Source organism: Bacteroidales bacterium, from assembly GCA_023228145.1.
GTDB lineage: Bacteria > Bacteroidota > Bacteroidia > Bacteroidales > CAIWKO01 > CAIWKO01.
Window position 1 is genome coordinate 97,192 of sequence record JALOBU010000009.1, and the last position, 23,221, is coordinate 120,412.

Here is a 23,221-nt window from a genome sequence, read left to right on the forward strand (position 1 = left end):
TTGTTCTTATGCTTTTAGTTTTACCATAATCACTTCTTTTTCCAATGTATCCATTTCAAAAAAACTGCCTGCGCGAAATCCCATAAACCTGGAGAAAACAATGCCAGGAAATGATTCCACAGCAATGTTATTGTCCCTGACAACCGCGTTATAATACCTTCTGGCCATTTGAATAGAATCTTCAATGCTCACAAGCTGGTTTTGAAGGTTTATGAAGCTTTTATCTGCAAGTAATTCGGGGTAATTTTCAATAATTGCAAATAGATTTTTCATTGCCTTGGTTACATTGCTCCCGGAGACAGCTTTCTGTTCTATTTCGGTAGTATTTAAATATTCTGATCTTTTTCTGGTTATTTCCTCTAAAGTATTGCTTTCATATTTTGCATATTGTTTCACAACTTCAACCAGGTTAGGAATTAGGTCATACCTTTGTTTAAGTTGAACATCAATATCACTCCAAGCATTTTTGATTCTATTTCTATAGCGGATAAAAATATTAAAGTAAATAACAGTTGTGATTATTAATAATGATAAAACAATTGAAATAATCCAAAACAACATGTTTCATCTCCTCCATGATTCGACAGCGCTATACCAGACATCTTTATATTCAGGACTTCTGCTCAGTGTATAATCGTTATCAGTATAAGGGTTATCTGTTTTATTAAAATCCATTGTCATTGAAAAAATGTTGCGGTCTTCGCCATAATTCCATGTTTCATTAAATGGGGAACGGTAAACACTATAAGGAGGGCCAAAAACGACATAAATAATACCTCTATCGGTTTTCCAACCTTCGGTATAAGAAGTAAAAAACCTGTTAGCATCCTGAACCCTATTGTAGTAAACTTTAATCATCTCTCTGGCTCTTTCAGCATTTCCCGCTTTTTCTAACCAAAAAGCATCAATAGTTGACTTAATATTTTTCATCATTAAAAGGTCGTTGAATTCATTCTTTGTTGTTATATACTTCAATGGGTAGAGCATTTGCTCAGCGTTAGTTATCAAGGGAAAATCTTCGTAAAAATGAAAAAGAGTAAAGCCTTCCTTCTTGCTTGTATCTGCCTGAAAGTGATATATACCGGGTTTGGTCAAAGTCATCAGGTTTGATTTCTCGTTGTTTATATCAATTGTAAAGATGGTATCAGGTCTTAATACTTCAGATTTTGAGCTCACAATAGTAAAAGGTGGTTCGGCAGGCAAAAACTCGCGGCTAAAATACTTCACATAAAGTTTGTAAACTTGTTGCCCATTCATTTCAATAAAAAATTGTTGATTACTTCTAACACAGTTACTCATTAAAGGAGAATTATTTTTATCTCTTACAATAAAGCTATTTCTGCCCAGATTGCTGCTTTTTAAAATATTTAAATAATTTGTTGAAGTGTATTTTTTATTTAAATCTGTTATAGTAAGTGCAAGTATATAATCGCTAGGAAACCGGGTGAATACATTAAAGCTATCTATAATATTTTTTTCATATTTATAATGTGTACTATCGGTAATAATAAATGAAGCAGAGTCAACGATTTTTTTTGTTTCTTTCACATTAAACAACTCATATTTAACCTGAAATTGAGCAAAATAATATTCATTTTTCACATCTTTCTGAAATAACAAACCTGCTGGGTTTAATGAATAATAAATACGTGTTGAATCTTGGTTAATATTGAACGCACAAAAACTAATATTTAAAAGTCTGGCCTGATTCTGATAGTTTGATGAAATATTTGTAAAGTTCATCTTTGATGGGTTATAACAACCACAATAAAGCCATAAAGAAAAAACAAAAACAACTGAAAATATTTTATATTTCATAATTGTTCAATTAATCATCATTATCATTTTCGCTATCTGACACCTCTGGCAATTTTTTCGAACCTTTTGCTCCCAGTATTTTCAGGTTTTCAACTTTCTTTATCAGGCTACCTTTCCCTTCGTAGAGCTTTTTATTTGCCTGTTCATAAGTGTTTCGCACTGTATCAAGTTGTTGCCCGAGTTTTTTTAAGTCTTCAACAAGCCCGGCAAATTTATCATACAGGTTCCCTCCTTCTTTGGCAATGGCAATTGCATTTTGTGTTTGTTTTTCACGCTTCCAGATAGATTCAATAGTGCGCAGCGTTGCCAGTAATGTGGACGGGCTGACAATAACAACTTTTCTTTCCCATGCAAAATTAAACAGCTCCACATCATTTTGAACAGCAATACTAAATGAGGATTCGATGGGGAGAAACATCAAAACGAATTCAGGGGAGTTCATATTTTTTGCATGGTAATAATTCTTTTCACTAAGTTTTTTAATATGAGTTCTGATAGAATCTACATGCATGCCTGCATAATGTTCTTTTTCTTTAACATCGTCGGTATTAACCAATTGTTCGTAAGCTATCAGGGATACTTTTGAATCAATAATAATGTGTTTGTTGTCAGGCAATTTCACAATTACATCGGGCCTTAACATATCGCCTTCTTCGTTTCTCAGGGTATATTGAGTTTCATATTCTTCCCCTTTAATCAATCCGGAACTCTCAAGGATTTTTTCCAAAACCAGTTCTCCCCAGTTGCCCTGTTGTTTCACGTCGCCTTTTATAGCTCTTGTCAAGTTATGTGCTTCCTGAACAATATGATTATTAAGTTCGTGAAGTTTTTTCAATTCAGCTTTCAGGTCTGTTTGGTCTTTGAGGCTTTTTTCATATGTTTCCGCCACCTGTTTTTCAAAACCAAGCAATTTATCTTTTAGTGGGGTTAAGACATCCTCAATTTTCTTTTTATTTGTTTCAGAAAATTCAACTGTATTTTGTTTAAGTATTTTTGTAGCGAGGTTCTCAAACTCGGTAAGAAACCTTTCTCGTATTTCACCAACTTCTTTTTTCTGAACATCAAGTTTCTCAATCAGAGAAGATTTTTCTTGTTTAAGAGTTGCGGTTTCGGCAATAAGATGATTGACACGTTCCCTTTCGGCAGCCAAATGCTGGCTAAGAGAATTTATGTTATTCTGAAAATCATTGTTTTTTTCTTCGGCTATTTTTTTAACTGTTTCAACCTCTGCTGTTTTTTCAATAAGTTGTTTTTCTGTTATAGCTAGCTTTTGGTTTAGTGATGTAACTCTTTTCTGATAAAAAAACCATACGATAAATGCACCGGAAACTAATGCAACAATCACAGACAATACTATTGGAAGCATAGAAACTTTTTTTTGTAAATTTAGTTAATTCTTTTTTAAAAAACACCGAATAAATTTCAGCCCTTTTTATTCAAGGTTATTATTGTAATTTCCGGTTTTACACCTATTCGTGCTGAAAAACCACTATAGCCCAGACCCGGATTTACATACAACACTTGTTCCCCATAAGTGTATGAACCATACCAATATTTAAAAATAAATCTGCTCGGACTGAATTTAAACATATCCGTTACACATGCCAACTGCATTGCATGAGTATGCCCCGACAGTGTGAGCGAAATATTTGTTCCCCCGGAAACTTCATCTTTCCAATGATTCGGGTCATGTGACATTAAAATAACAAAATCATTATTTTTTGTATAACTTAATGCTTTATTTAAATCCCCTGTACGTTTAAAAGGGTAGTTTCCTATATTATTTACACCCGCCAAGGCAATAGAATCTTTACCTTTTTTAATATAACATGCCGAATCTATCAATACGACAAAGCCCATTTTTTTTTCGGCTTCAACAAGTTTGTTTGTTATTTCAGCCTGATTATTAATCTCCCGAAGTTTAAAATAATCACCAATATCATGATTCCCAAGAATGCAAAATTTACCATAAGGAAATTTTAAATCAGAAAAAATGTTTACATAATTTTCTGTTTCCACATCCGAAACATTAATCATATCGCCGGTCATTAAAAGCATATCGGGCGATAAATCTTTTATAATTCTGGTTGCTTTGCTGATAAAACACGTATCCTTATAACTGCCAAGATGCAAATCCGAAATCTGGATAATTTTAAAGCCGTTAAATTCTTCTGGTAAGCCGGAATAATTTAGATTGATATTTTTTAGTTTAATATTTGTTTTACCATAAGTAAACCCATGAATACAAAAAGCTAAAGCCACGGTAAACACGAAAAGGCTTAAAATATATATCCACAAACTTCTTCTCAATTTAAATCCTGTTGCGTCTGTTTTTCTAAACAATAAAGTAATAAATCTGAATAAGTCGTAAATAATTATTGGAACCGCCATCGCTGATTTGGGTAAATATAGAAGAATAAAAATGTTTAACAACATGTAAAGCTGCCTGTATTTAATCGGATCGTCCCCTGGATAACCAATAATCAAAAACCACGATGCTTCAAAGGCAGCAAATATCAGCGTCATGATTATGAGAATAATTTTAAGGCGTTTTTGTTTAAGATTATCTTTTACAAAAAGCGCCTTAATTGCACGAAAAAAATATATATCCGAAACAATTACAACAATTGTTACGGTAATTATGCGTATTATGAAGTTCATAAAAAAAGCAGTTACTTAAGGCAACTGCTTTTCAAAATTAACAATAAAATTATTTACTGATAATAATTTTATGTGTTTTAATATCCCCATTGATATTTATTCTTATAAAATATATACCGTCAATGTGGGAGCTAAGGTTTAGTGTATAAATATTATTTCCTTCTGACATTTTCATAGTTTCACTAAATATTTCCTGTCCCACCAGGTTGATTACAGAAATTATAATATCCGATTCATGTGAAGACCCGACCTGAATGTATATCTGGCCTGTTGATGATGGATTGGGATAAATGTTATAAGTTATGGTAGCATTTTCATAATCATTAATACTTGCTGTATTTTTAGCTGTAGTAAATTTAAATGGAGCCGACCAATCCGTTGAGTCTAAAGAAGTAATTGCCCTCATTCTCCAATAATATGATTGAAAATAATTAAGTGGTTCTGTTCCCGGTATAGTATATGATGTAAGGCTATCCAGAATTGTGTAATATCTTGGATTAGAGAAGGCATTACTTGTGTCAATTTCCAGATTGTATGCCCCGATATCTCCAACTTTAGTCCAGGAAAAAGCCGGAGTAATACTGATGCTTGTATCATTATTAGCCGGTGATATCAGCGAAACAACATCTATAGTTGTAAACCTTCTGATTTCACTCCATTTAGATGTATCCAGATGATTATATGCCCTGACTTTCCAGAAATATTTCTGTCCAAATAGTAATGTGTCGGTGAATGTTCTTATTATGGTATCTGTACCTGCGGTATAAATTGTACTTAAAGTATCTACAGTGAAATACATTGGTGATGTAAACAATGTGTCAACAGATAATGCATATTGATAGAAATTCGAGCCTGTCCATTTCCATTCAAGTTTACAAACAGGTGATTTTTTAATAGTATCGTCCGCAGGTTTCTTCAGCAAAACTGTATCAATTGTCCAGACATTTAAGGCATCTGACCAGTCGCTGGTATCGGCAGCGTGAAGTGCCCTCATTCTGAGATAATAATGTTCTCCAAAACCCAGTTGTTTTGAGTTACTTTCGGTTTTGTTAGCGGCAATAAGGCTGCCAACATAGAATGGGCTTGAGAATGCAAGGGTGGTATCCATTTCATACTCGTAATTTGCTAATCCAGATATTGCATTCCACTTAAAATTCATTTTTACATACTGATTTTTAGCACTATCAGTTGGTTTAATGATTTTAACTTTTTGTATGGTTGTAAATTTTCTTATATCAGACCAGCCTGATGAATCGCTTTCACTAAAAGCTTTTACTCTCCAGTAATATTTTGTGTTAAACTTTAACAATACGGCATTGGTTGCTGAAAAAGATGTTGAATAATAAACAGGATTTGTAAACAAACTATCATTACTTATTTGTACTTTGTATGAGAGTCCCATAGGAACTGATGTCCAATCGAGCAATACGTTTGGCATCTGGTTTACTGCTCCATTTGCCGGAGCAGATAATGTAGGTGCATACATCGGTGTAATATCGACAAATACGGTGGATGTTGATGTTTCTCCATCTAAATCCTGAATGGTATAAGTAAAGCTGTCAGAGCCAAGATACGTTGTTGATGACGGAGTATAAACTATCTTATCATCAGCAGGGTTTGTGGGTGTGCCATTATTGTTGATACTAGTAACTCCATGTGCACCGTTAGTTGAAACCAATGCGCAGGCACATGGGCCATCGCCTCCAAAGGTGTCGTTATACAAAACGTGAATCGTTACACTTGAATTCGGATTTGTGTATGCATTATCGTCATTACTATATGGCATATCATTAATGGGTAAGACATCAATAAAGACCGTATCATCTGAACATGCAGGGGGCAAAGGTAAACCATTATCACAAATAGCAATTATCACTGTGTCCGTACCAAAAAAATCCGGGGCAGGAGTATAAGTAAAAGTCCCATCCGTGTTAATAACAATTGAGCCATGAATCGGTCCGCTGACAGGAACAGTACTTGCAGTTAGTGCTGTTCCCTCAACAATATCTATATCTGCATTGGCTAAAACATCTCCACTCACAGCTGTGTCTTCATTAGTAATATAATTTTCATTAATTGTAAGCGGAGCATCATTAATTGAATCAACAGTGATTTCTAAATTAGCTGTATCCAATTGAAGGTTCCCATCAGTCAAATAATATGTTATTGAAGGTACTACGCCGTTCCAATTTTCTACCGGAGTAAAAACAAAACCTCCGTTTGTATCAACCATAATCTCTCCGATTCCTGACATAGTAGCAGTATCGCCGGGCAGATAAGCGGTTAGGTTCACATCAAAACCTGTTATTTCCATGGTATCTCCGTCTGCATCCATATCATTTGTCAGAACATTATCAATCAGGACATTGTCTTCATCAACATAAAAAGTATCATTAACCGCTACCGGTTTGTCATTTGTGCCAGCTACAGTAAAATAAACTGTTGCAGTATCGCAGTCCCCGTCAATATCGCAAAGCTTATATGTCATCGAATCTGTTCCGAAAAAATTTAAATCCGGTGTATAGGTAAAAACTCCTGTTGTATCTAATACTAATGCACCATGCAATGGCCCATTGATAATACTCCAAATATTACCTCCATCTAAACTGGGAACATCATTAAGCGAAACATCTCCATTAAAAACAACATCTTCTGTAACCAAGCAATTATCATCTGATGCTGTTGGCTCAGCCAATAAGGCGGGTAAATGAGAAAAAATAATGTTTTTTGAAGTTACATACAGTTTGTTTTGGTGTGCATTAAAAATATTGTAAGGAAATCCATAAACGCTTATACCCCATATAAGTAATACTATTCCACATAAAAATTTTTTCATAACTTTTATTTTTTTATTATTTATTAAAATTTTAATTACAACTCAAATTTATTTTTTAAACTCCGTTTACCTTACAATTAAGAATTTACCGCTTTTGTATTCATTGCCATGTACTAACTGAATTATATATGAACCTTTTGACAACTCGCTGCAGTTTAATTTTTCAGTATGATATCCGCTTGGTTTATTATATATATTCTGTGTTTTCACAAGTTTTCCTTTCAAATCATAAATATTTATGGTAAGCCCTGAATTAACATTAAGTGAAAACCCAATATTAATATAATCTGTTGCTGGATTTGGATAAATATTTAGCTTGCCAGCTGATGCAACGCTTGGCTTATTGTTGTTATTTATTCCTAAATATTCGAAATTTCCATAAAATCCACGACCGTGAGTGGCGACATATATTGCTCCATAATTTGTAACTCCGGGATAATTATATACCTGTTGCCTTATCATAAATACCGGTACTCTTGGCATACCATTATTTTCTTCTGTCCATTCAATAAGTGCCTCTGATTTAGTAATATCCTGTGTGGCATACATGCCGTATTCTGTCCCGATAATAACCATCTTTGGATTGCTCATTTCAAAAATACAACTGTAAACCGGCATGGCTGGGAGTTTTTTGCCGGCTGTTGTGCCTTGTTTTGCTTCAAAAGTCGGGTCATAATCCAATGCATTGCTGCTATAATATATATACTTTGTTCTTCCATAATTTCCCAATGTTGCTAAAACCCTGTTTGGATTGTTTGGGTCAACAGCAATGCTTGTTACTGCCTGTGCAAATGACTCAATTTCTCTAAACTCTAATACGGAATATGGGCTGTTATAAGTAGCGCTTAAAGAATCTGTAATTGCAAGTATGTTTGAAATCCTGTATAATTTTCCTCCAACAGTTCCAACAAACAAATAGTTTCCGCATTTTGATATCGTAAATGTGTGCGGATTTGCAATATTTGCAATATTAAACCACTGTGGAGTTATTCCAAAATGAAGCGCTTTTTTTGTCATCCATACACCATTTGCTGTACCAACAAAAAAGTGGGATGTAATAATATCTTTAACATACAGTGTATCCCCAGGGAAAAGAGTATCGGTAACATTAGAATAATAAAAATCTTCTGGTGTAATAATATAATTAAAAGGATAAAAATCATTTTGGCTTTTAACAACAATATTATCTCCGATAACATGTTTGAGGGTATCCACATACCATGTATAATCGGGGCTGTATGAATTATTAAAGCTTTCCCAGTGTAACATAGGAGTAATAAAGGGGCCTGCATTTTCACCCGGCACATATGAGCCTATCATGAATGTACTCATAAATTGCAAGTTAGAAGCCTGCTGATAAGTTGCTCCTCTGTCGGGCGAGCGCCAGATGCCTGCATATTGAGAAGTTCCAAAGAATGCATCGGGGTTTATTAAAGAAAAAGCTGCCCATCCACCGTCACCGCTATATAATACCATACCTTTTTTTGTGTCAAAACCAGTGCCGCTAACATAAGGATTGCTGTTGTCTTGAGTACCGCCCATAATACCTGTTGTCCCGTTATGTGCAAGCGCATAAAACTGGGTAATACTGTAATTTCTATTTATGTGCTGAAAAGTATAGCCTCCGTCTGTAGTTTTAGCAATTCCTCCATCGGAGCCAAGGTAAAAGATATTCGGATTTCTTTTATCAAAAACAATGGCGTGCATATCCACATGGCAATCGTATTGTTCGGAGCCGATAGTAACCTGAGTAACATTGCCTCCATAATGCCATTCCCAAACTACAATACCGCCCATAAAGATTTTATCAGGGTTGGTTGGATGAACGGTTACAACATTATCATAAGTACCCTGACTATTATCTCCGAATAAATTAAAAGCAGGAGAACCCCCCGGGGCAATCTGTTCCCAGTTTTGCCCTTTATCTATTGACCTGTAAACTCCTTTAAGCGACCCAATAGCATTTGCTACTACTGCATAAATGTAATTTGGATTTGAGGGAGCAATATCAATTTCAATTCTTCTAGAAGTACCAATTTCCGGAGGGGTTCTGTCAACAAAGGTATGAGGATTGCCACTGTTGGAACCCTCTGAAGAAATATATACTTTATTGCCTACAACAGCTGCAATGGTTTGGTCGGAACCAATAGCCAGAGCAGTACAAACTCCTGTCAATATTGTTGTTCCATTAGGAGCATAGACGGGATTTACCCATTGAGAAGAATTTGTGTCCCAATATCTTAAACCTTTATAAGTGCCGGCATAAATCCTTCCGCTGACAGGGTCAACAACGATATCATTAACAAATGACCAATCTAAACCTGTATTATTCGTGCTTGTTGGTTTTGCTCCATTAAATATTGCCCAGGAATTGCCGCCATCCGTTGACTCATAAAGTCCGCTTCCAAGAAATCCCGGGGTACCTGAAATTCCGTCAACATTTGCGAAATATTCACCCGTGCCAACATAAAGATATCCTGTAATGGGGCTTTGTGCAATACAGCAAATATTTACATCCGGTAAGCCGGGCAATGGTATCCATGACGTGCCTCCCGTTTCGGTTTTAAACAAACCGCCGGCAACTCCGCCTGCATATAAAACATTGCTGTTGTCTTTATCTACCAATATCGCTCTGGTTCTTCCGCCCACATTATTCGGGCCAAGTTCATCCCATTGCAAACCAATGGCTTTGCTGTTTGTCAACTGGGCTATTTCTTTCTGGGCATTTAATACATCAATAATATTTAATTCACCTGTAAGTGGATCATTTTTGATAGAAGCAAGCCATTTGGCTGCCCCCGCATATTCCTGATAAATCTGAGATTTTTTTGGGTTATACTTTCTTTCGGAATTTCCACTGATTACTGACAATACAAAAATTACAGCAACAACAACTAGAATTCCTGAACTAATTAGTAGATTTTTGCTTTTCATAATTAAAATTAAATTTTATTTATTTTATATTTTATTTAATATTAGTTACTTATGATTTTAATATAATATATTAATAAAAAAACGGCACAAGATACAGCTTTTTTACTTACCAGCCAAATACTTTTATAAAATTCAAGTATCACTTTACAAAAAAGAATGTTCAAATATAATATTTTGTTGGCAAATAGAACCTTTAAATCAGAGAAAGGTAAGATTACATCAGTTTCCGGTTAATTGAAATATGATTTTGTGCATGATAAGAAGATCTGATCATGGGGCCGCATTCTGCATTTTTAAATCCTTTTTCCATGGCAATCTTTTTAAATTTAAAAAATTCTTCGGGCGTATAATACTTTAGTACACTATGATTTTGTCTTGCCGGTTGGAGATATTGTCCGATAGTAATTATTTTACAATTTACAGACAACAAATCATCCATGACGGCATAAATTTCATTTTCCTTTTCCCCCAGCCCGACCATTATACCTGATTTGCTCGTAACACCAGCTTTATCAATGTATTTTAATACCTGAAGGCTGCGCCTATAATTGGCATTATATCTTATCGCAGGCGAAAGTCTTTCCACTGTTTCCAGATTATGCGAAATGATTTCTGGTTTTGCGTGAATAACCATTTCAAGACTATCTTCACTCCCTTTAAAATCAGGAATAAGAGCTTCAATAGTAGTATTTTTGCTATATTTCTTAATGGCAGTAATGGTATCATACCAAATTTGGGCACCCCCATCAGTTAAATCATCGCGGGTAACTGAAGTTAATACGCAATGCCACAAGCCGATTTTAGCAATAGCTTCAGCAATTTTAAAAGGTTCGTCTTCATCGGGAGGTTTCATGTTGCCATGAGATACTGCACAGAATTTGCAATTGCGTGTACAACTGTCTCCAAGAATCATAAATGTGGCAGTTTTTGCAGACCAGCATTCTGCAATATTTGGACATTTACCGCTTTCGCAAATGGTATGCAGGTTATATTCCGAAAGATAATTTTTAATATACGAATAATGTTCTGCCTGGGGAAGTTTTATTTTCAACCAGTCGGGTTTTCTTTCTTCAGCCCTATTTTGTGCAGGGTTTTTAGTTTTCATAATTCAGTTTAATTTTTTCTCTTACCCAGATGCAGGCTTAGATAAACATTTGCAAAAAAGAATTGGTTTTTTTGTGTTGCCATAATGGGAATGCTTCTATAAAAAGCATCCATAAACACTCCGCATTCCAATGTCTTAACAAATCTGTCATCAGCACCATACTCAAAACTTAATCCTATTTTCGCATAGATACCCGGATAAAACCCAATTTTATTAAATCCTTTAAAAAAGGAGCCTCGCCCATAAATATCTGTAATATAGTGAATATTTGGGTCGAAACGCTCAAGAGACAAGTAAGACTCGCCGGTTTGTTCATCAAATTTTACAATATACAGGTATATTGGCTTTGTAAACCCCAGATCCAATCCTCCGTAATAAAATAACCTTACCTCAATGCCTCCCCAGTAAGGTTTCCCATTTAGGATATGCTGCTGTCCAAAACCACCACGAAAAACATAAAAATGATTTAACTTTCCATAAAAAAAGCTTCTTGAATTTTCATAATAAGATGACATTTTAATTTCTTTCGGATGCTTAATATTCAATGCTTCAATTTCCCACATAATTTTCCTGAAATATGTTTTATGCTTTCCTTGTCTGTATCCAAGGCCAAAACCGCCAGAATGAACCATGATAAATCCTGATTGCTCCTTACGATAAAGTATTTTTTTATCAATATTTGATTCTGACTGCGCGAAAATCAAATCACTGATGCACATCGTTAGAAGCAATGGCAATATTTTCACAAAACAATTCATTTGGAAAAATGCATTGCACAAAGTTAAAAATAATTATTATTAAAAATGGTGTTAAACTTGCCGGGCTGTAACTGATTTTTTTACAACTTTACTATAAGCAGGACAAAGTTCCCTGGTGCCGCAAGAGGCTATAAAAACTGCAACGATAACAACTAAAATTATTATAGATACTATTTTTTTCATGTTTCAGTATTTTGAGTGGCTCTGGTGGGATTTATAAGCATCACAACGTTCCGTTGTTTTACACGAAGAAATTGCTAAAATAAAACCAAACACTATAAAAAATATTAAAACAAATTTTTTCATAAAAATTCACTTTTTATTTAAGCTTCTGCAAAATTAATAACTTTATTCAAGTTGTTGTTTTACAACACATAAAAACTTATTAACAATTTTGTGTTAAACAATGTCAATTTATAGATTAATAACGTTATTTTTACGTTAAAATTATATTATGGCTGAAATTAACCCTGTTATAGAAGAAAGCTGGAAGAATATTTTAAAAGATGAGTTTATCGCAGAATATTTTCTCCAACTCAAATCACTCCTGGTAGAAGAAAAAAAGAAATATATGGTTTACCCTTCCGGGGCCTTTATTTTTTCAGCTTTTAACCACACTCCGTTTCAAAATGTAAAGGCAGTCATTATAGGACAAGACCCCTATCATGGTTTCGGGCAGGCAAATGGGCTGTGCTTTTCTGTATCTGAAGGAATAAAAAAACCTCCTTCGCTTGAAAATATTTTCAAAGAACTTCATAACGATTTAGGGATACCCATACCTAAATCAGGGAATCTTGAAAAATGGGCAAATCAGGGAGTTCTATTGTTAAATGCATCGCTTACGGTAAGAGCCAACACACCTAACTCCCACCAGGACTTTGGATGGCAAATTTTTACAGATGCTGTCATTAAAAAACTATCAGAAGAAAGGGAAAGAATTGTCTTTTTGTTATGGGGGAAATTTGCACAAAGTAAGGAGCCGCTTATTGACAAGGAAAAGCATCACATACTGACAGCAGCTCACCCCTCGCCTTATTCAGCGTATAATGGATTTTTTGGGTGTAAACACTTTTCCAAAACCAATGATATACTTCGCGACCAAGGTATATCCGAAATTAACTGGGCTATTGAATGAGCTTATTAAAATGACCAGAAAATTTTTTCATAATTATATCTTATACACCTTGTTGTTGATACTTTTTCATCCTGTCTCTCTGGATGCTCAAAAAAAAATCAGTTTAAACATCATAAAAAACGACAGTTCTGAATTCAACATTAAAAAGATTCATGTTGATAAAACATACCCCACTAATGAAGGAGCTTCAATGGCAGTTAACAACATACTTGCAAATTTGCATAGCCAGGGATATTTGTCCGCGCGCATAGATAGTACTTTTTCAGATTCTCTGAATTATAAAGCTTATATAAGCACAGGGAAAAAGTATTATTATGTAACCTTAAAAAAAGGAAATCTAGACAGATATCTTATCAATGTTATCAATTTTAAAGAGCATAATTTTTCCGGGAAACCTTTCAAGTACGAACAAATAGTAAGAATGTCAGAAGAGCTTCTTCAATACTGCGAAAACAATGGTTATCCCTTTGCTTCATTTCAACTTGACAGTATTACTATTTTTGAAAACAAAGTTGATGCATCCATAAATTTTCAAAAAAACAACAAAATAACCATTGACAGCATCATTATAAAAGGGAACAGCAAACTTGCCAAATCATATCTGAAAAATTACCTGGGCATTAAAGAAGGCAATCTTTACGACGAATCATTAATTGTCAATATAAGTCCTAAGTTGCATGACCTTGCTTTTATCAATGAAATTAAGCCTTCTGAGGTTATGTTTACTGAAAAAAATGCAAAAATATTTTTATACATTGATAAGAAGAAAGTGAGCCGTTTTTATGGTGTAATAGGTATTTTACCGAATAATCAGGTATCCGGCAAAATTCTCATCAATGGTGAATTAAAATTAACATTGTTAAGCGCCTTCAACCGGGGTGAATTGATAGACCTTAACTGGAGAAGTATTTCAAAAGGTACACAGGATTTAAAGGTTAACCTTGCTTACCCATATCTTTTTTCAACGCCTCTGGGAATAAATTATAAATTCGCGCTTTACAAACAGGACACAACTTATCTGACACTGAACCATAACATAGGCTTGCAGTATTTCTTCCGGGGAAATACATACATCAAAGCTTATGCAGATATATACAGCTCTGACCTTCTGAATGTAAAAGGCTTGGAAGCCATCACTGTGTTGCCTGATTATGCAGATATTTCTTCCAGTCTTTACGGGATTGAATTTTTAAAAGAACAATATGACTACCGGCTAAATCCATTAAAAGGATATAGAATTAACACTTCCTTTGCGGCGGGGACAAAAAAAATTAAAAAAAATTCATCTATCAACAGCTTTGTTTATGATAGCATCCAATTGAAGACCAGTCAGTTTAAAATTTCACTTAATGGTTCCATTTTTATTCCGCTGTTTAAAAAAACCACTTTATTAATTGGGAGCGATAATGGTTATATTATCAATAAACAGATTTTTGAAAACGAGCTTTTCAGGCTGGGTGGACTGAATTCGCTGCGCGGCTTTGATGAAGAGTCAATAAGTGCATCTTATTATAATACATTAATTTTAGAAATAAGGTATTTATTTGAAAGAAATTCCTTTGTAGCCATATTCGGGAATGCCGCTTATTATGAAAAAAACACTCATAATAATTTCACACATGATATTCCTTATGGTTTTGGGGCAGGTGTGGCATTTGATACAAAAATCGGGATATTCACACTGTATTATGCACTTGGCAGCCAGTTTGGGCAACCTATTGCATTCAAGCAATCAAAAATTCATTTTGGCTTTGCAAATACATTTTAGAGTTTCAGCTCCTCAAATATGAAGCTCCATTTACATCGAGTATGGCTCCGGTCATAAAATCGGTATTGTCCGAAGCAAGCAATAAAATAGCATGAGCAACTTCCTCAGGTTTTGCTATACGGTTCAGAGGACTTTGTTTTTTTATTTCCATACCCTTTTCTCCTTTCAAAGCATTTTTTGACATGTCGGTTTCAACAAATCCAGGAGCAACCACATAAACAAAAACATGAGACGGCGCAAGCAGGCAGGCTAATGACTGGCTCAATTGATTTAATGCCGCTTTACTTGACCCATAAGCCGGGGCAAGAGGTTCTCCGCGAAACGCACCCCTCGACGAAACATTAATAATTTTTCCTCCTCCTTTTTTTGCCATATGTTTCCCAAAAAAATGCATTAAATGAGCTGGAGCAAATAGATTTACCTTTAATATATCATCAACATGTTTTTGCCAGTCAGTGAAATTTGATTCCAGCATATTGCATTCTTTGTATATCCCTGCATTATTTACCAGGATGTCAATTTTGCCGGTTTTTCTAATTATTTTTTCGCAAAAACTATCAATCTGTGAAATATCGCTCAGGTCGGCCCTTTGAATAATATGATTATCGTGGTGTAGTAACGAATGGGTTTTTAATGCTTCATTGGCATTATGATTATAATGTATAACTATCCTTGCCCCACAGTCTGCAAATTTTATTGCAGTTTCCCTTCCAATGCCCCGTGAAGCACCGGTAATCAAAACTGTTTTTCCTGTAAAATCAATTTTCATAACATCTCACAGATTCCTGTAGAACTTATGGTAGTTTTGATGATTTTCACATAATTATCATTCACTTTCAGGCCTTTTTCCATGATATTGGCAATTTCTTCCTGTTTCTTCTCCTCACATACTGATATAACCGAAGAGCCTCCCCCGCTTATGTTAAAACCATATGCGCCTGCCGATAACACTTTAGCTTTCGTATCAAGATAATTGGTAATAACTGCTGAGCGCACCGGTTCGGCAATATAATCCTTACTAATGGCCTTCCCGAACTCTTCAATATCTTTAGTATAAATTGCACATATTACCCTGGCGCAGCGTGCCATTTGTTCTTTTAACTTTTCCTGTCCTATTTCATAAGTAATAAAACCCCTGGTTGTCCTCTGGTTTTTTTTAATCACTGCCAGTACTACCGGAAATTCCGGAATATCTAACTTAATGACATCAATAGGGTTGTAACTTTTAACAAGAATGAATCCTCCGAGCAATGCGGCAGCAACATTGTCGGCATGCGGCGAGCCCCCTGAAGCTATTTCTCCCATACGGGCAAGGTCAATAAGTTCATTAGAGGGTAAATTCAGGTTTAATAATTTATTTAAGCCATAAATAGCGGAAGCAGCAGAAGCTCCTGTTGTCCCCAGACCACAACCTGATGTCATACCTTTTGTTATGGTAACTTTTACACCGAAATTCAGTTTATATTTTTTTTTCAACTCCATAATCGCCAGCCCTGCCGTATTATCTTCGATACTCACAGGGATATTCTGATTATCACCATCAAATTCAATTATTATCTTGTCATCATTAATAAGTTCAAGAACCATTTTATCATATGGTTCTTTTAATGTCATGGCAAAAATGTCATAGCCAGGACCCACATTAGCAGTGGTTGCAGGTCCTCTTAAAACAATTTTTTTCATATTAGTCTGTTTTTCTGCATAATTTTTTTCAATTTTTCCGTTTTTTCGGTGCTCAAAGGAGTAAGCGGCGAGCGGTGTCCACCGGCCGGCAAACCCATAAGGTTAAGCGCCATTTTTGCTGCCATAGGATTAGACTCAAAACGGATGGCCTCGAACAGTTCGTAATATTCAAAATGAATTTTTTCGGCTTCTTTCATTTTTCCTTCAAGGGCCAATTCTGTCAAACTTTTCATAACTTCGGGGATAACATTTCCGGAAACTGTAAAAGTGCCCGCCCCTCCAAAAGAAATGATGGGATATGCAGTAGTATCTTTGCCGGTAAATACAAAAAAGTTCTCATTGCGTGTAAGGTAAATAATTTTAGCGAGGTGATCCAATTTTTTATTTCCATCCTTAATTCCGATAATATTTGGATGTTTCGCCAGCAGTCCTGTTGTTTCGGGCAATAAGTCCACACCTGTCCTTTCAGGGGCATTGTGCAACAATATAGGCACCGGAGAGAAATCGGCAAGTTTTTCATAAAAGTCAATCAGCCCTTCCTGCTTTGGAAGAACAAAATAAGGTGTAAAAACCGCTATATAATCCACGCCCAGGTCGGCAAAGCGTTGTACACGTTCTTTGGCTTCCCACAAACTGGTGCTGCAGGCATCGGGGGCCAGTTTCACCCTGCCACGAGCAGTTTCGGCAATGATTTGTATCACGCGGTACACTTCCTCATCCGACATCATGGTGTTTTCGCCTGTAACGCCCAGTGGTGCGATGCCATGAATGCCGGATTTTATTTGTCGTTCAACAAGCATTTTGAGCCCTTCTTCATCAAGAGATAAATCCTGTTTGAAAGGCGTAATCAACAGAGTATAAGCTCCTTTTACCATAATAAATTAATTTAAATTTGTTAAAATAGTATTTTGAATTTGAAAAATTATTGTTCTACCTCTCCAGTGTAACATTCCCTTTTTTCTTAATTTGTGAATCATCCTGCATTTTGGCAACAACATAGTATGAATATACACCATTGGGCATGTCTTTTCCTTTGTAAGTTCCATCCCATTCCCCATTTACATTGCCGGTATCAAAAACTTTTTCGCCCCAGCGGTCAAATACTACCAGGCTGAGTTCAACAATACCTTCCCCTCTTACCCGAAACACATCGTTTTGTCCGTCACCGTTGGGTGAGAATATATTCGGGACATAAAAAACCGGATGATAACAATCCACATCTGGATTTATCAATTCGACGGTTCTACTAATAACACATCCATTGCTATCCGTTATAGTAACCGTATAGTTTCCTTCAATAAGTCCGGACAATTGCAATGTTGTATCTCCAGTATTCCACTCGTAATCATAGGGTTGTGTACCTCCTGTTACTGAGAGTTCTATAGTCCCCTGGTCAAAATTGGGGCAGTCGGGATTTGCAAAATCCACATCAACATCCTGAGCAGGAAGGACAACAATATAAATAGTATCGGAATCTCCGCATTGCCCGCTTATGGTATAAATAACTTTAGAAGTCCCAACGCCGGCATTTATGGTATTAAACATTCCCGTTGAAGAATTTGTCATGCCATTTCCGCTCCATAAACCACCTGACTGGGCTGCTTCCATATCAATATTACCAATATTTTCACAACTTGGGCCAACCGCAGTGATGGTAGCATCGGCCACGGGAAGAAAAGCAAGAATAATGCTATCGTTTTCAACACAGGAATTGGCATCTGTAACTTCCACCCAATAAGTACCTGATGTATAAACATCCATAATTTGTTCGTCAAAAGAATTATTCCATAAATAAGTTGCGCCCGTATTCCCTGCATCAAGGCTAATAGTATCTCCCATACAATAAGAAGCATCATTTCCCAAATTAACGACAGGCAATAAATTTACAATGATATATATCGTGTCACTATCGCCACAAAGGCCTCCTAATGTGTAAATTACCTGATTGGAGTCCGCTAATGCAACGGCAGGGTTAAACACTCCATTGATGTTATCGGTTATTCCGGTGCCGCTCCATATCCCGCCGGATTCTGCAGCAGTAAGGGTTACCGGAAGCCAGTTTATGCATAATGGCGGCTGGGGAGTAATGGTTGCATCCGCCCAGGGTTCAACAGTGATATCAATAGAATCCCTTCCAACGCAGCCATGAATATCTGATACCTGTACCCAGTATAGTCCGCTGCTGCCGGCATTATATGTCTGTCCGTCATGGCTATCCTGCCACAAAAATGCGAAGCCCGGATTTCCGGCATCAAGCAGAAGAACTGCTCCATCGCAAAATGTAGTATCATCGCCCAGATCCACATCAGGTAATTCATTCACTGTTACAACCACATCTTCCGTGGCTGAACATCCCAAAACACTTACTGTAACAAAATAGGTTTCGGTAACTGACGGGGATACATTGATGCTTTGCGAATTCTGATTGGTACTCCAATGGTATAAAATTCCACCTGATGCTGTTAATGTAACATCATTACCTTCACATACGGATGTATCATTTGTTACGAATGGGATTACGTTAAGTACACTTATAGTAACGGAATCAACACCGGTACAGTAATCGGCATTAGTAATTGTAACATAATATTGAGTTGTTACATTGGTTGTGCAAACTGGATTTTGAGAATGAATATCATCAAGCCCGTCAGCCGGCGACCAGGTATATGCTATTCCGGGGGATGCATGCAAGGTGACACTGTTCCCGTTACACAAACCATCATCTTCACCTGCATCGGCATTTACAAGTGATACTGTCAAAACAACAGGGATGCGGTATGTACCTGGGCAGGTTCCAAAATAATATGTTGTTGTGGCTTGAGGATTACTAATATAGAGAGATGTTGTGTTTGACAATTGTGTCCCGCCGAATTCTGAAGAATACCAGCCGTATGATGTTCCCGAAGGCGGGGTACCGGTTATGTTTGCAGTAAGAGTAACAGGTACTCCCTGGCAGGTAAGCACATCTGATGCTGAGACAGAAAAGTGTGCCACTGTGGCATTATCAACTCCTCTTCTTCCGCTAGTAGCTCCATTAGGAGGAAACTCAGGTGAAACTCCTGAAGAATTTGTGGTGCCATTCAGCCCGCCTTCTGCATTTTTATATATTGAACCATTGGAAATGGCGATATAACCTCCTCCACCTCCGCCTCCCGGCCCCTGAGCCTGAGACTGAATGGTGTTATAGTAAGTGCTGATTACCTGATTACCTCCGTTGCCCCCCGATGCCCAAACTGATACCCCTGAAATTGGCCCTACAGAATTTAAAACTACTGCGCCGCCACCGCCACCGCCGCCAGCTCCATCGGCACCATTGGAACCTAAAAAGCCTGTTCCCGATGTTGAATTCAACCCGTTTATTCCATTTGCATTGAACTCTCCTGAGCCGCTAATATTTCCATAACACATGGCATAAATAATTCCTCCTCCATTGCTTCCTGCGCCGCCCCAGGTGTCATTCTGATGTCCACCACCACCACCACCACCTAAATAAAGGCGTTCATAACCGTTCCAGTTGGGAAACAAAGGCCAGCCTCCTAAGCCACCGTAATTTTTCCTGTTATCTCCTTCCCACAGAGCATCACCGGGGGCAACCGTCAATGCATCACGGTTTTTGTATGACCATGAATATCCGCCTCTGCCACCACCATAGGAAACTACTTTATGAAAATTGGCAGATTCTAAATCCCATGCCTGTATGTATGATGAACTTGTTGTTGTGTCAGGGAAGCCGCTTCCGTCAACCCATGCAGAAGTCTGCCCAACATTACAGCCGCCGCCGCCGCCGGCATTATGCGCATTACCTCCCCCGCCGCCGTTTGCCGGGGCACCCCTGCCATATTGTGCAGAGCCCCCATAGTCGGCAATACCTTCTCCTTTTTGACCTCCCAAATTATTATTTGTAGATGCATAACCGTTGTAAGTATAAACGGTAGAGGTTTGCGGAGAAACCGCACCACCACGGAAACCTTTGCCTGATGTATTGACTGCCCCGTTATTGATAATATCCCCAAGTGTTTCCACTACCAAAACACCTCCGGTGCTCCCATTCCATGCATTACAGGTAAGTTCTGCCCCTGAATTTATTGTCAGTGTTGTGAAGCGCGGCACTCTGACTATCTGTGTTTTTCCGCTTACCGAATAATTATTAACAAGCCCGCATGTAAGATTAATAGTCTGGCCTCCTGCCACAGATGCAACCTGAGCAAATTCATATTTTCCGCAATTTCCAAGTTCGGTTATATATCCGTATTCATGCCACCATTCATCTGTAAAAATAGCTGCACCCTGCATCTGAATGATAAAAATAAGGTCGCCAGGAGCAAGGTTGGTAGAAAAAAGAGAAAGTGAATTGTTAGCAACAGTGATGCTTGTTGCCCCGGCAGTAATATCACTTATCAAGGTCGTATAAGCATTCAATATTGTATTCGTTAAAGAAACTGTATATGAACCGTTCTTGCCTCTCTGAGCATAAGAAAATGTCTCACTTCCCAAACAAATGAGAAGCAGGAGTATGATTGTTTTTTTCATAACAATATCTTTAAAATCATTATATGCACAAATTTAATAAAATCTTAAGCACTCATAAAAAATAAAAAACAAGTTTTGTCTTGTTGCCATAAAAAACGTATTTTTACATCAGATGAAAATTCAACAGGCAATATTAATTATATTTTTATTTTTTACCTCCTGTAAAAAAGAAAATCGGTTTGATTGTTTTAAAAGCACCGGAGATATTATTACAGAACAACGCTTTTCCGAACCTTTCACAGGCATATCTGTCAGCGACAATGTTAATCTTTACCTTACCCAGGACAGCCTGTTCAGCATTTATCTGGAAGCAGGCGAAAATCTGATATCCCTGATACGTTCCGAAGTAAAAGATAGAATTTTATATCTGGATAATGACAACACATGCAACTGGGTAAGAAGTTTTAAACCAAAAGTAAATGCTTACGTCAGCATGCCTTCTTTGCTGTTTCTGGAATACGACGGTTGCGGAAATATATTTACTCGCAATATCTTTAAAGATGACAGCATACGTGTTGAATGTAAAAACGGCTCCGGTATTATTGAAGCTTCTTTAGATGTTAAGAAATGTTTTTTAATCATACATACAGGGCCTGCCGACTTTAATATCAGCGGTAAGGCCGATGAGTTGCAGCTGTATTACAATGGTTCAGGAATGATACATACTGAAAACTTACCAAACCATTACACCTATGTAACTCAAAAAAGCACCGGAGATTGCTTTATCAATGTTGACAATCTGCTCATTTACAATATTAGCTGGACAGGAGATATTTTTTATACGGGAGCACCATCACAAGTACAAGGTAATATAACTGGCACCGGCCAGGCAATTCCTTTTTAAAATGAAATTTACTTTTTTAAAAAGAAAGTTTCTTATTGTAACCACGCTTATTATTTCAATATTAATCGTGTTCATTTCATGGAATATTAACTGGGGAGGAGATAAAACAAAATGGATCATTCTTGCAGATGGTAAGGGATATTACGCTTACCTACCTGCTATTTTTATTTACCATGACCTGAATTACGGTTTTTTTGAAGAAATGGAAATGAAACGATGCACAGACCCAAAGATTTTTTACGATTATCGTGCATACCACAATGGCAATACTACCAATAAATATTTTTGCGGTACTGCACTCTTGCAAATACCATTTTTTCTTACAGCACACCTCATAGCGCAACTTAAAGGTTTTCCTGCCGATGGATATTCGCCAATATATGCAATTTTAATACAAATTGCAGGAATATGTTATCTAGCTATCGGACTGTTTTTTCTTGGCAAACTGCTCCAACTTTATCATATAAAAAAAAACACAATTATTATTGTACTGACAGCAGCAGTCTTCGGAACTAACCTTTTTTATTATACCATTCGCGAAGTGGCCATGTCTCATGTCTATTCTTTTGCATTGATTTCAATGTTTCTATATACTGTAAAATATTTTTCCATAAAAAAGCAAAACCGTTATTTAATATTCTCCGCTTTGCTATTTGGACTTATAATGCTTGTCAGGCCTGTAAATGGTATTATAATTTTTGCCATTCCATTTGTTATTGGCTCAAAATCTGTTTTTCTTGACACGTTGAAATATACACTTAAAAATCCCAAATACATTTTTATAAATTTCTTTTTCATCTTCATGATTTTATCCTTTCAGCCTCTCATTTATAAAATCAGCACAGGATCTTTTTTTATTGACACCTACAATGAAGAATCTTTCAATTTTATGAATCCGGCTTTTTTCAACTTTCTTTTCAGTTATAAAAAAGGTGCCTTTCTTTATACACCATTGCTATTCATTTCGTTGGCAGGTTTCATTTTTCTCAGAAAAAATCCGTTCCGTTTAATAAGCGGAATTATTTCCTGACTTCTGACTCTACCCTGTTTTTTGTGTAATTCATATTTTTAAGAATCAGAATATAAACTAATTAGCAAAAAAATTAGTGCGGTATTACCGCACTAACCTTATTTTTGTAGGATGTATTC

General features: G+C 36.5%; 16 protein-coding genes. 4 read left to right on the forward strand and 12 right to left on the reverse strand.

Going from position 1 to position 23,221, the window contains the following annotated elements:
- Positions 1-6 precede the first annotated feature (6 nt).
- From M0R16_06385 to M0R16_06420, 8 genes are all read right to left on the reverse strand, one after another.
- The gene (locus M0R16_06385) at positions 7-561 is read right to left on the reverse strand and encodes a LemA family protein (GenBank protein MCK9612513.1); all 555 of its coding nucleotides are present in this window, start codon (positions 559-561) and stop codon (positions 7-9) included.
- A gap of 3 nt (positions 562-564) precedes the next feature.
- A complete protein-coding gene (locus M0R16_06390) occupies positions 565-1,818 on the reverse strand; it encodes a GWxTD domain-containing protein (GenBank protein ID MCK9612514.1) in 1,254 nt (417 codons plus the stop codon).
- 10 nt (positions 1,819-1,828) lie between these two features.
- On the reverse strand, positions 1,829-3,184 hold the full coding sequence (gene rmuC, locus M0R16_06395; GenBank protein ID MCK9612515.1) for a DNA recombination protein RmuC: 1,356 nt from the start codon (positions 3,182-3,184) through the stop codon (positions 1,829-1,831).
- A 56-nt stretch (positions 3,185-3,240) separates the two neighbouring features.
- Complete coding sequence (locus M0R16_06400) at positions 3,241-4,479, reverse strand: metallophosphoesterase (protein ID MCK9612516.1); 1,239 nt, start codon at positions 4,477-4,479, stop codon at positions 3,241-3,243.
- Between the two features lie 49 nt (positions 4,480-4,528).
- Complete coding sequence (locus tag M0R16_06405) at positions 4,529-7,315, reverse strand: Ig-like domain-containing protein (protein ID MCK9612517.1); 2,787 nt, start codon at positions 7,313-7,315, stop codon at positions 4,529-4,531.
- A gap of 66 nt (positions 7,316-7,381) precedes the next feature.
- Entirely contained in the window at positions 7,382-10,249 is a 2,868-nt protein-coding gene (locus M0R16_06410; protein ID MCK9612518.1) for a T9SS type A sorting domain-containing protein, read from the reverse strand.
- A 214-nt stretch (positions 10,250-10,463) separates the two neighbouring features.
- Entirely contained in the window at positions 10,464-11,354 is an 891-nt protein-coding gene (lipA, locus tag M0R16_06415; GenBank protein MCK9612519.1) for a lipoyl synthase, read from the reverse strand.
- An 8-nt stretch (positions 11,355-11,362) separates the two neighbouring features.
- Complete coding sequence (locus M0R16_06420; GenBank protein ID MCK9612520.1) at positions 11,363-12,112, reverse strand: hypothetical protein; 750 nt, start codon at positions 12,110-12,112, stop codon at positions 11,363-11,365.
- A gap of 463 nt (positions 12,113-12,575) precedes the next feature.
- Here M0R16_06420 and ung point away from each other — a divergent pair, with 463 nt between their 5' ends.
- Together ung and M0R16_06430 are read left to right on the forward strand one after the other, a co-directional pair.
- Complete coding sequence (gene ung, locus M0R16_06425) at positions 12,576-13,247, forward strand: uracil-DNA glycosylase (protein MCK9612521.1); 672 nt, start codon at positions 12,576-12,578, stop codon at positions 13,245-13,247.
- A 10-nt stretch (positions 13,248-13,257) separates the two neighbouring features.
- A complete protein-coding gene (locus M0R16_06430) occupies positions 13,258-15,015 on the forward strand; it encodes a BamA/TamA family outer membrane protein (GenBank protein ID MCK9612522.1) in 1,758 nt (585 codons plus the stop codon).
- 4 nt (positions 15,016-15,019) lie between these two features.
- Here the strand turns inward: M0R16_06430 and M0R16_06435 are convergent, their stop codons facing one another.
- From M0R16_06435 to M0R16_06450, 4 genes are read right to left on the reverse strand one after another with little or no spacing between them, the layout of a single operon-like run.
- Entirely contained in the window at positions 15,020-15,784 is a 765-nt protein-coding gene (locus M0R16_06435; protein ID MCK9612523.1) for an SDR family oxidoreductase, read from the reverse strand.
- Positions 15,781-16,698 (reverse strand): homoserine kinase, encoded by a 918-nt coding sequence (locus tag M0R16_06440; protein MCK9612524.1) that lies wholly within the window; start codon positions 16,696-16,698, stop codon positions 15,781-15,783. Before M0R16_06440 ends, M0R16_06435 begins: the two co-directional genes overlap by 4 nt.
- Positions 16,695-17,573: a 4-hydroxy-tetrahydrodipicolinate synthase gene (gene dapA, locus M0R16_06445; GenBank protein ID MCK9612525.1), complete on the reverse strand. Its 879-nt coding sequence runs from the start codon at positions 17,571-17,573 to the stop codon at positions 16,695-16,697. The genes M0R16_06440 and dapA overlap by 4 nt, the downstream gene beginning before the upstream one ends.
- Before the next feature lie 55 nt (positions 17,574-17,628).
- Positions 17,629-21,228, reverse strand: coding sequence for a gliding motility-associated C-terminal domain-containing protein (locus tag M0R16_06450; protein ID MCK9612526.1), 3,600 nt, complete (start codon positions 21,226-21,228; stop codon positions 17,629-17,631).
- Positions 21,229-21,340: 112 nt separating this feature from the next.
- Here M0R16_06450 and M0R16_06455 point away from each other — a divergent pair, with 112 nt between their 5' ends.
- Entirely contained in the window at positions 21,341-22,072 is a 732-nt protein-coding gene (locus M0R16_06455) for a DUF2807 domain-containing protein (protein MCK9612527.1), read from the forward strand.
- Position 22,073: 1 nt separating this feature from the next.
- Entirely contained in the window at positions 22,074-23,102 is a 1,029-nt protein-coding gene (locus tag M0R16_06460; GenBank protein ID MCK9612528.1) for a hypothetical protein, read from the forward strand.
- Positions 23,103-23,221: the final 119 nt, after the last annotated feature.

Excerpts from the sequence above, each read along its gene's own strand:
- M0R16_06435 (MCK9612523.1), bottom strand. The coding sequence starts at position 15,784 with ATGAAAATTGATTTTACAGGAAAAACAGTTTTGATTACCGGTGCTTCA.
- M0R16_06460 (MCK9612528.1), top strand. The coding sequence starts at position 22,074 with ATGAAATTTACTTTTTTAAAAAGAAAGTTTCTTATTGTAACCACGCTT.
- M0R16_06405 (MCK9612517.1), bottom strand. The coding sequence starts at position 7,315 with ATGAAAAAATTTTTATGTGGAATAGTATTACTTATATGGGGTATAAGC.
- M0R16_06385 (MCK9612513.1), bottom strand. The coding sequence starts at position 561 with ATGTTGTTTTGGATTATTTCAATTGTTTTATCATTATTAATAATCACA.
- M0R16_06440 (MCK9612524.1), bottom strand. The coding sequence starts at position 16,698 with ATGAAAAAAATTGTTTTAAGAGGACCTGCAACCACTGCTAATGTGGGT.
- M0R16_06420 (MCK9612520.1), bottom strand. The coding sequence starts at position 12,112 with ATGAATTGTTTTGTGAAAATATTGCCATTGCTTCTAACGATGTGCATC.
- M0R16_06390 (MCK9612514.1), bottom strand. The coding sequence starts at position 1,818 with ATGAAATATAAAATATTTTCAGTTGTTTTTGTTTTTTCTTTATGGCTT.
- M0R16_06430 (MCK9612522.1), top strand. The coding sequence starts at position 13,258 with ATGACCAGAAAATTTTTTCATAATTATATCTTATACACCTTGTTGTTG.
- M0R16_06455 (MCK9612527.1), top strand. The coding sequence starts at position 21,341 with ATGAAAATTCAACAGGCAATATTAATTATATTTTTATTTTTTACCTCC.
- dapA (MCK9612525.1), bottom strand. The coding sequence starts at position 17,573 with ATGGTAAAAGGAGCTTATACTCTGTTGATTACGCCTTTCAAACAGGAT.
- M0R16_06400 (MCK9612516.1), bottom strand. The coding sequence starts at position 4,479 with ATGAACTTCATAATACGCATAATTACCGTAACAATTGTTGTAATTGTT.
- rmuC (MCK9612515.1), bottom strand. The coding sequence starts at position 3,184 with ATGCTTCCAATAGTATTGTCTGTGATTGTTGCATTAGTTTCCGGTGCA.
- M0R16_06410 (MCK9612518.1), bottom strand. The coding sequence starts at position 10,249 with ATGAAAAGCAAAAATCTACTAATTAGTTCAGGAATTCTAGTTGTTGTT.
- M0R16_06450 (MCK9612526.1), bottom strand. The coding sequence starts at position 21,228 with ATGAAAAAAACAATCATACTCCTGCTTCTCATTTGTTTGGGAAGTGAG.
- lipA (MCK9612519.1), bottom strand. The coding sequence starts at position 11,354 with ATGAAAACTAAAAACCCTGCACAAAATAGGGCTGAAGAAAGAAAACCC.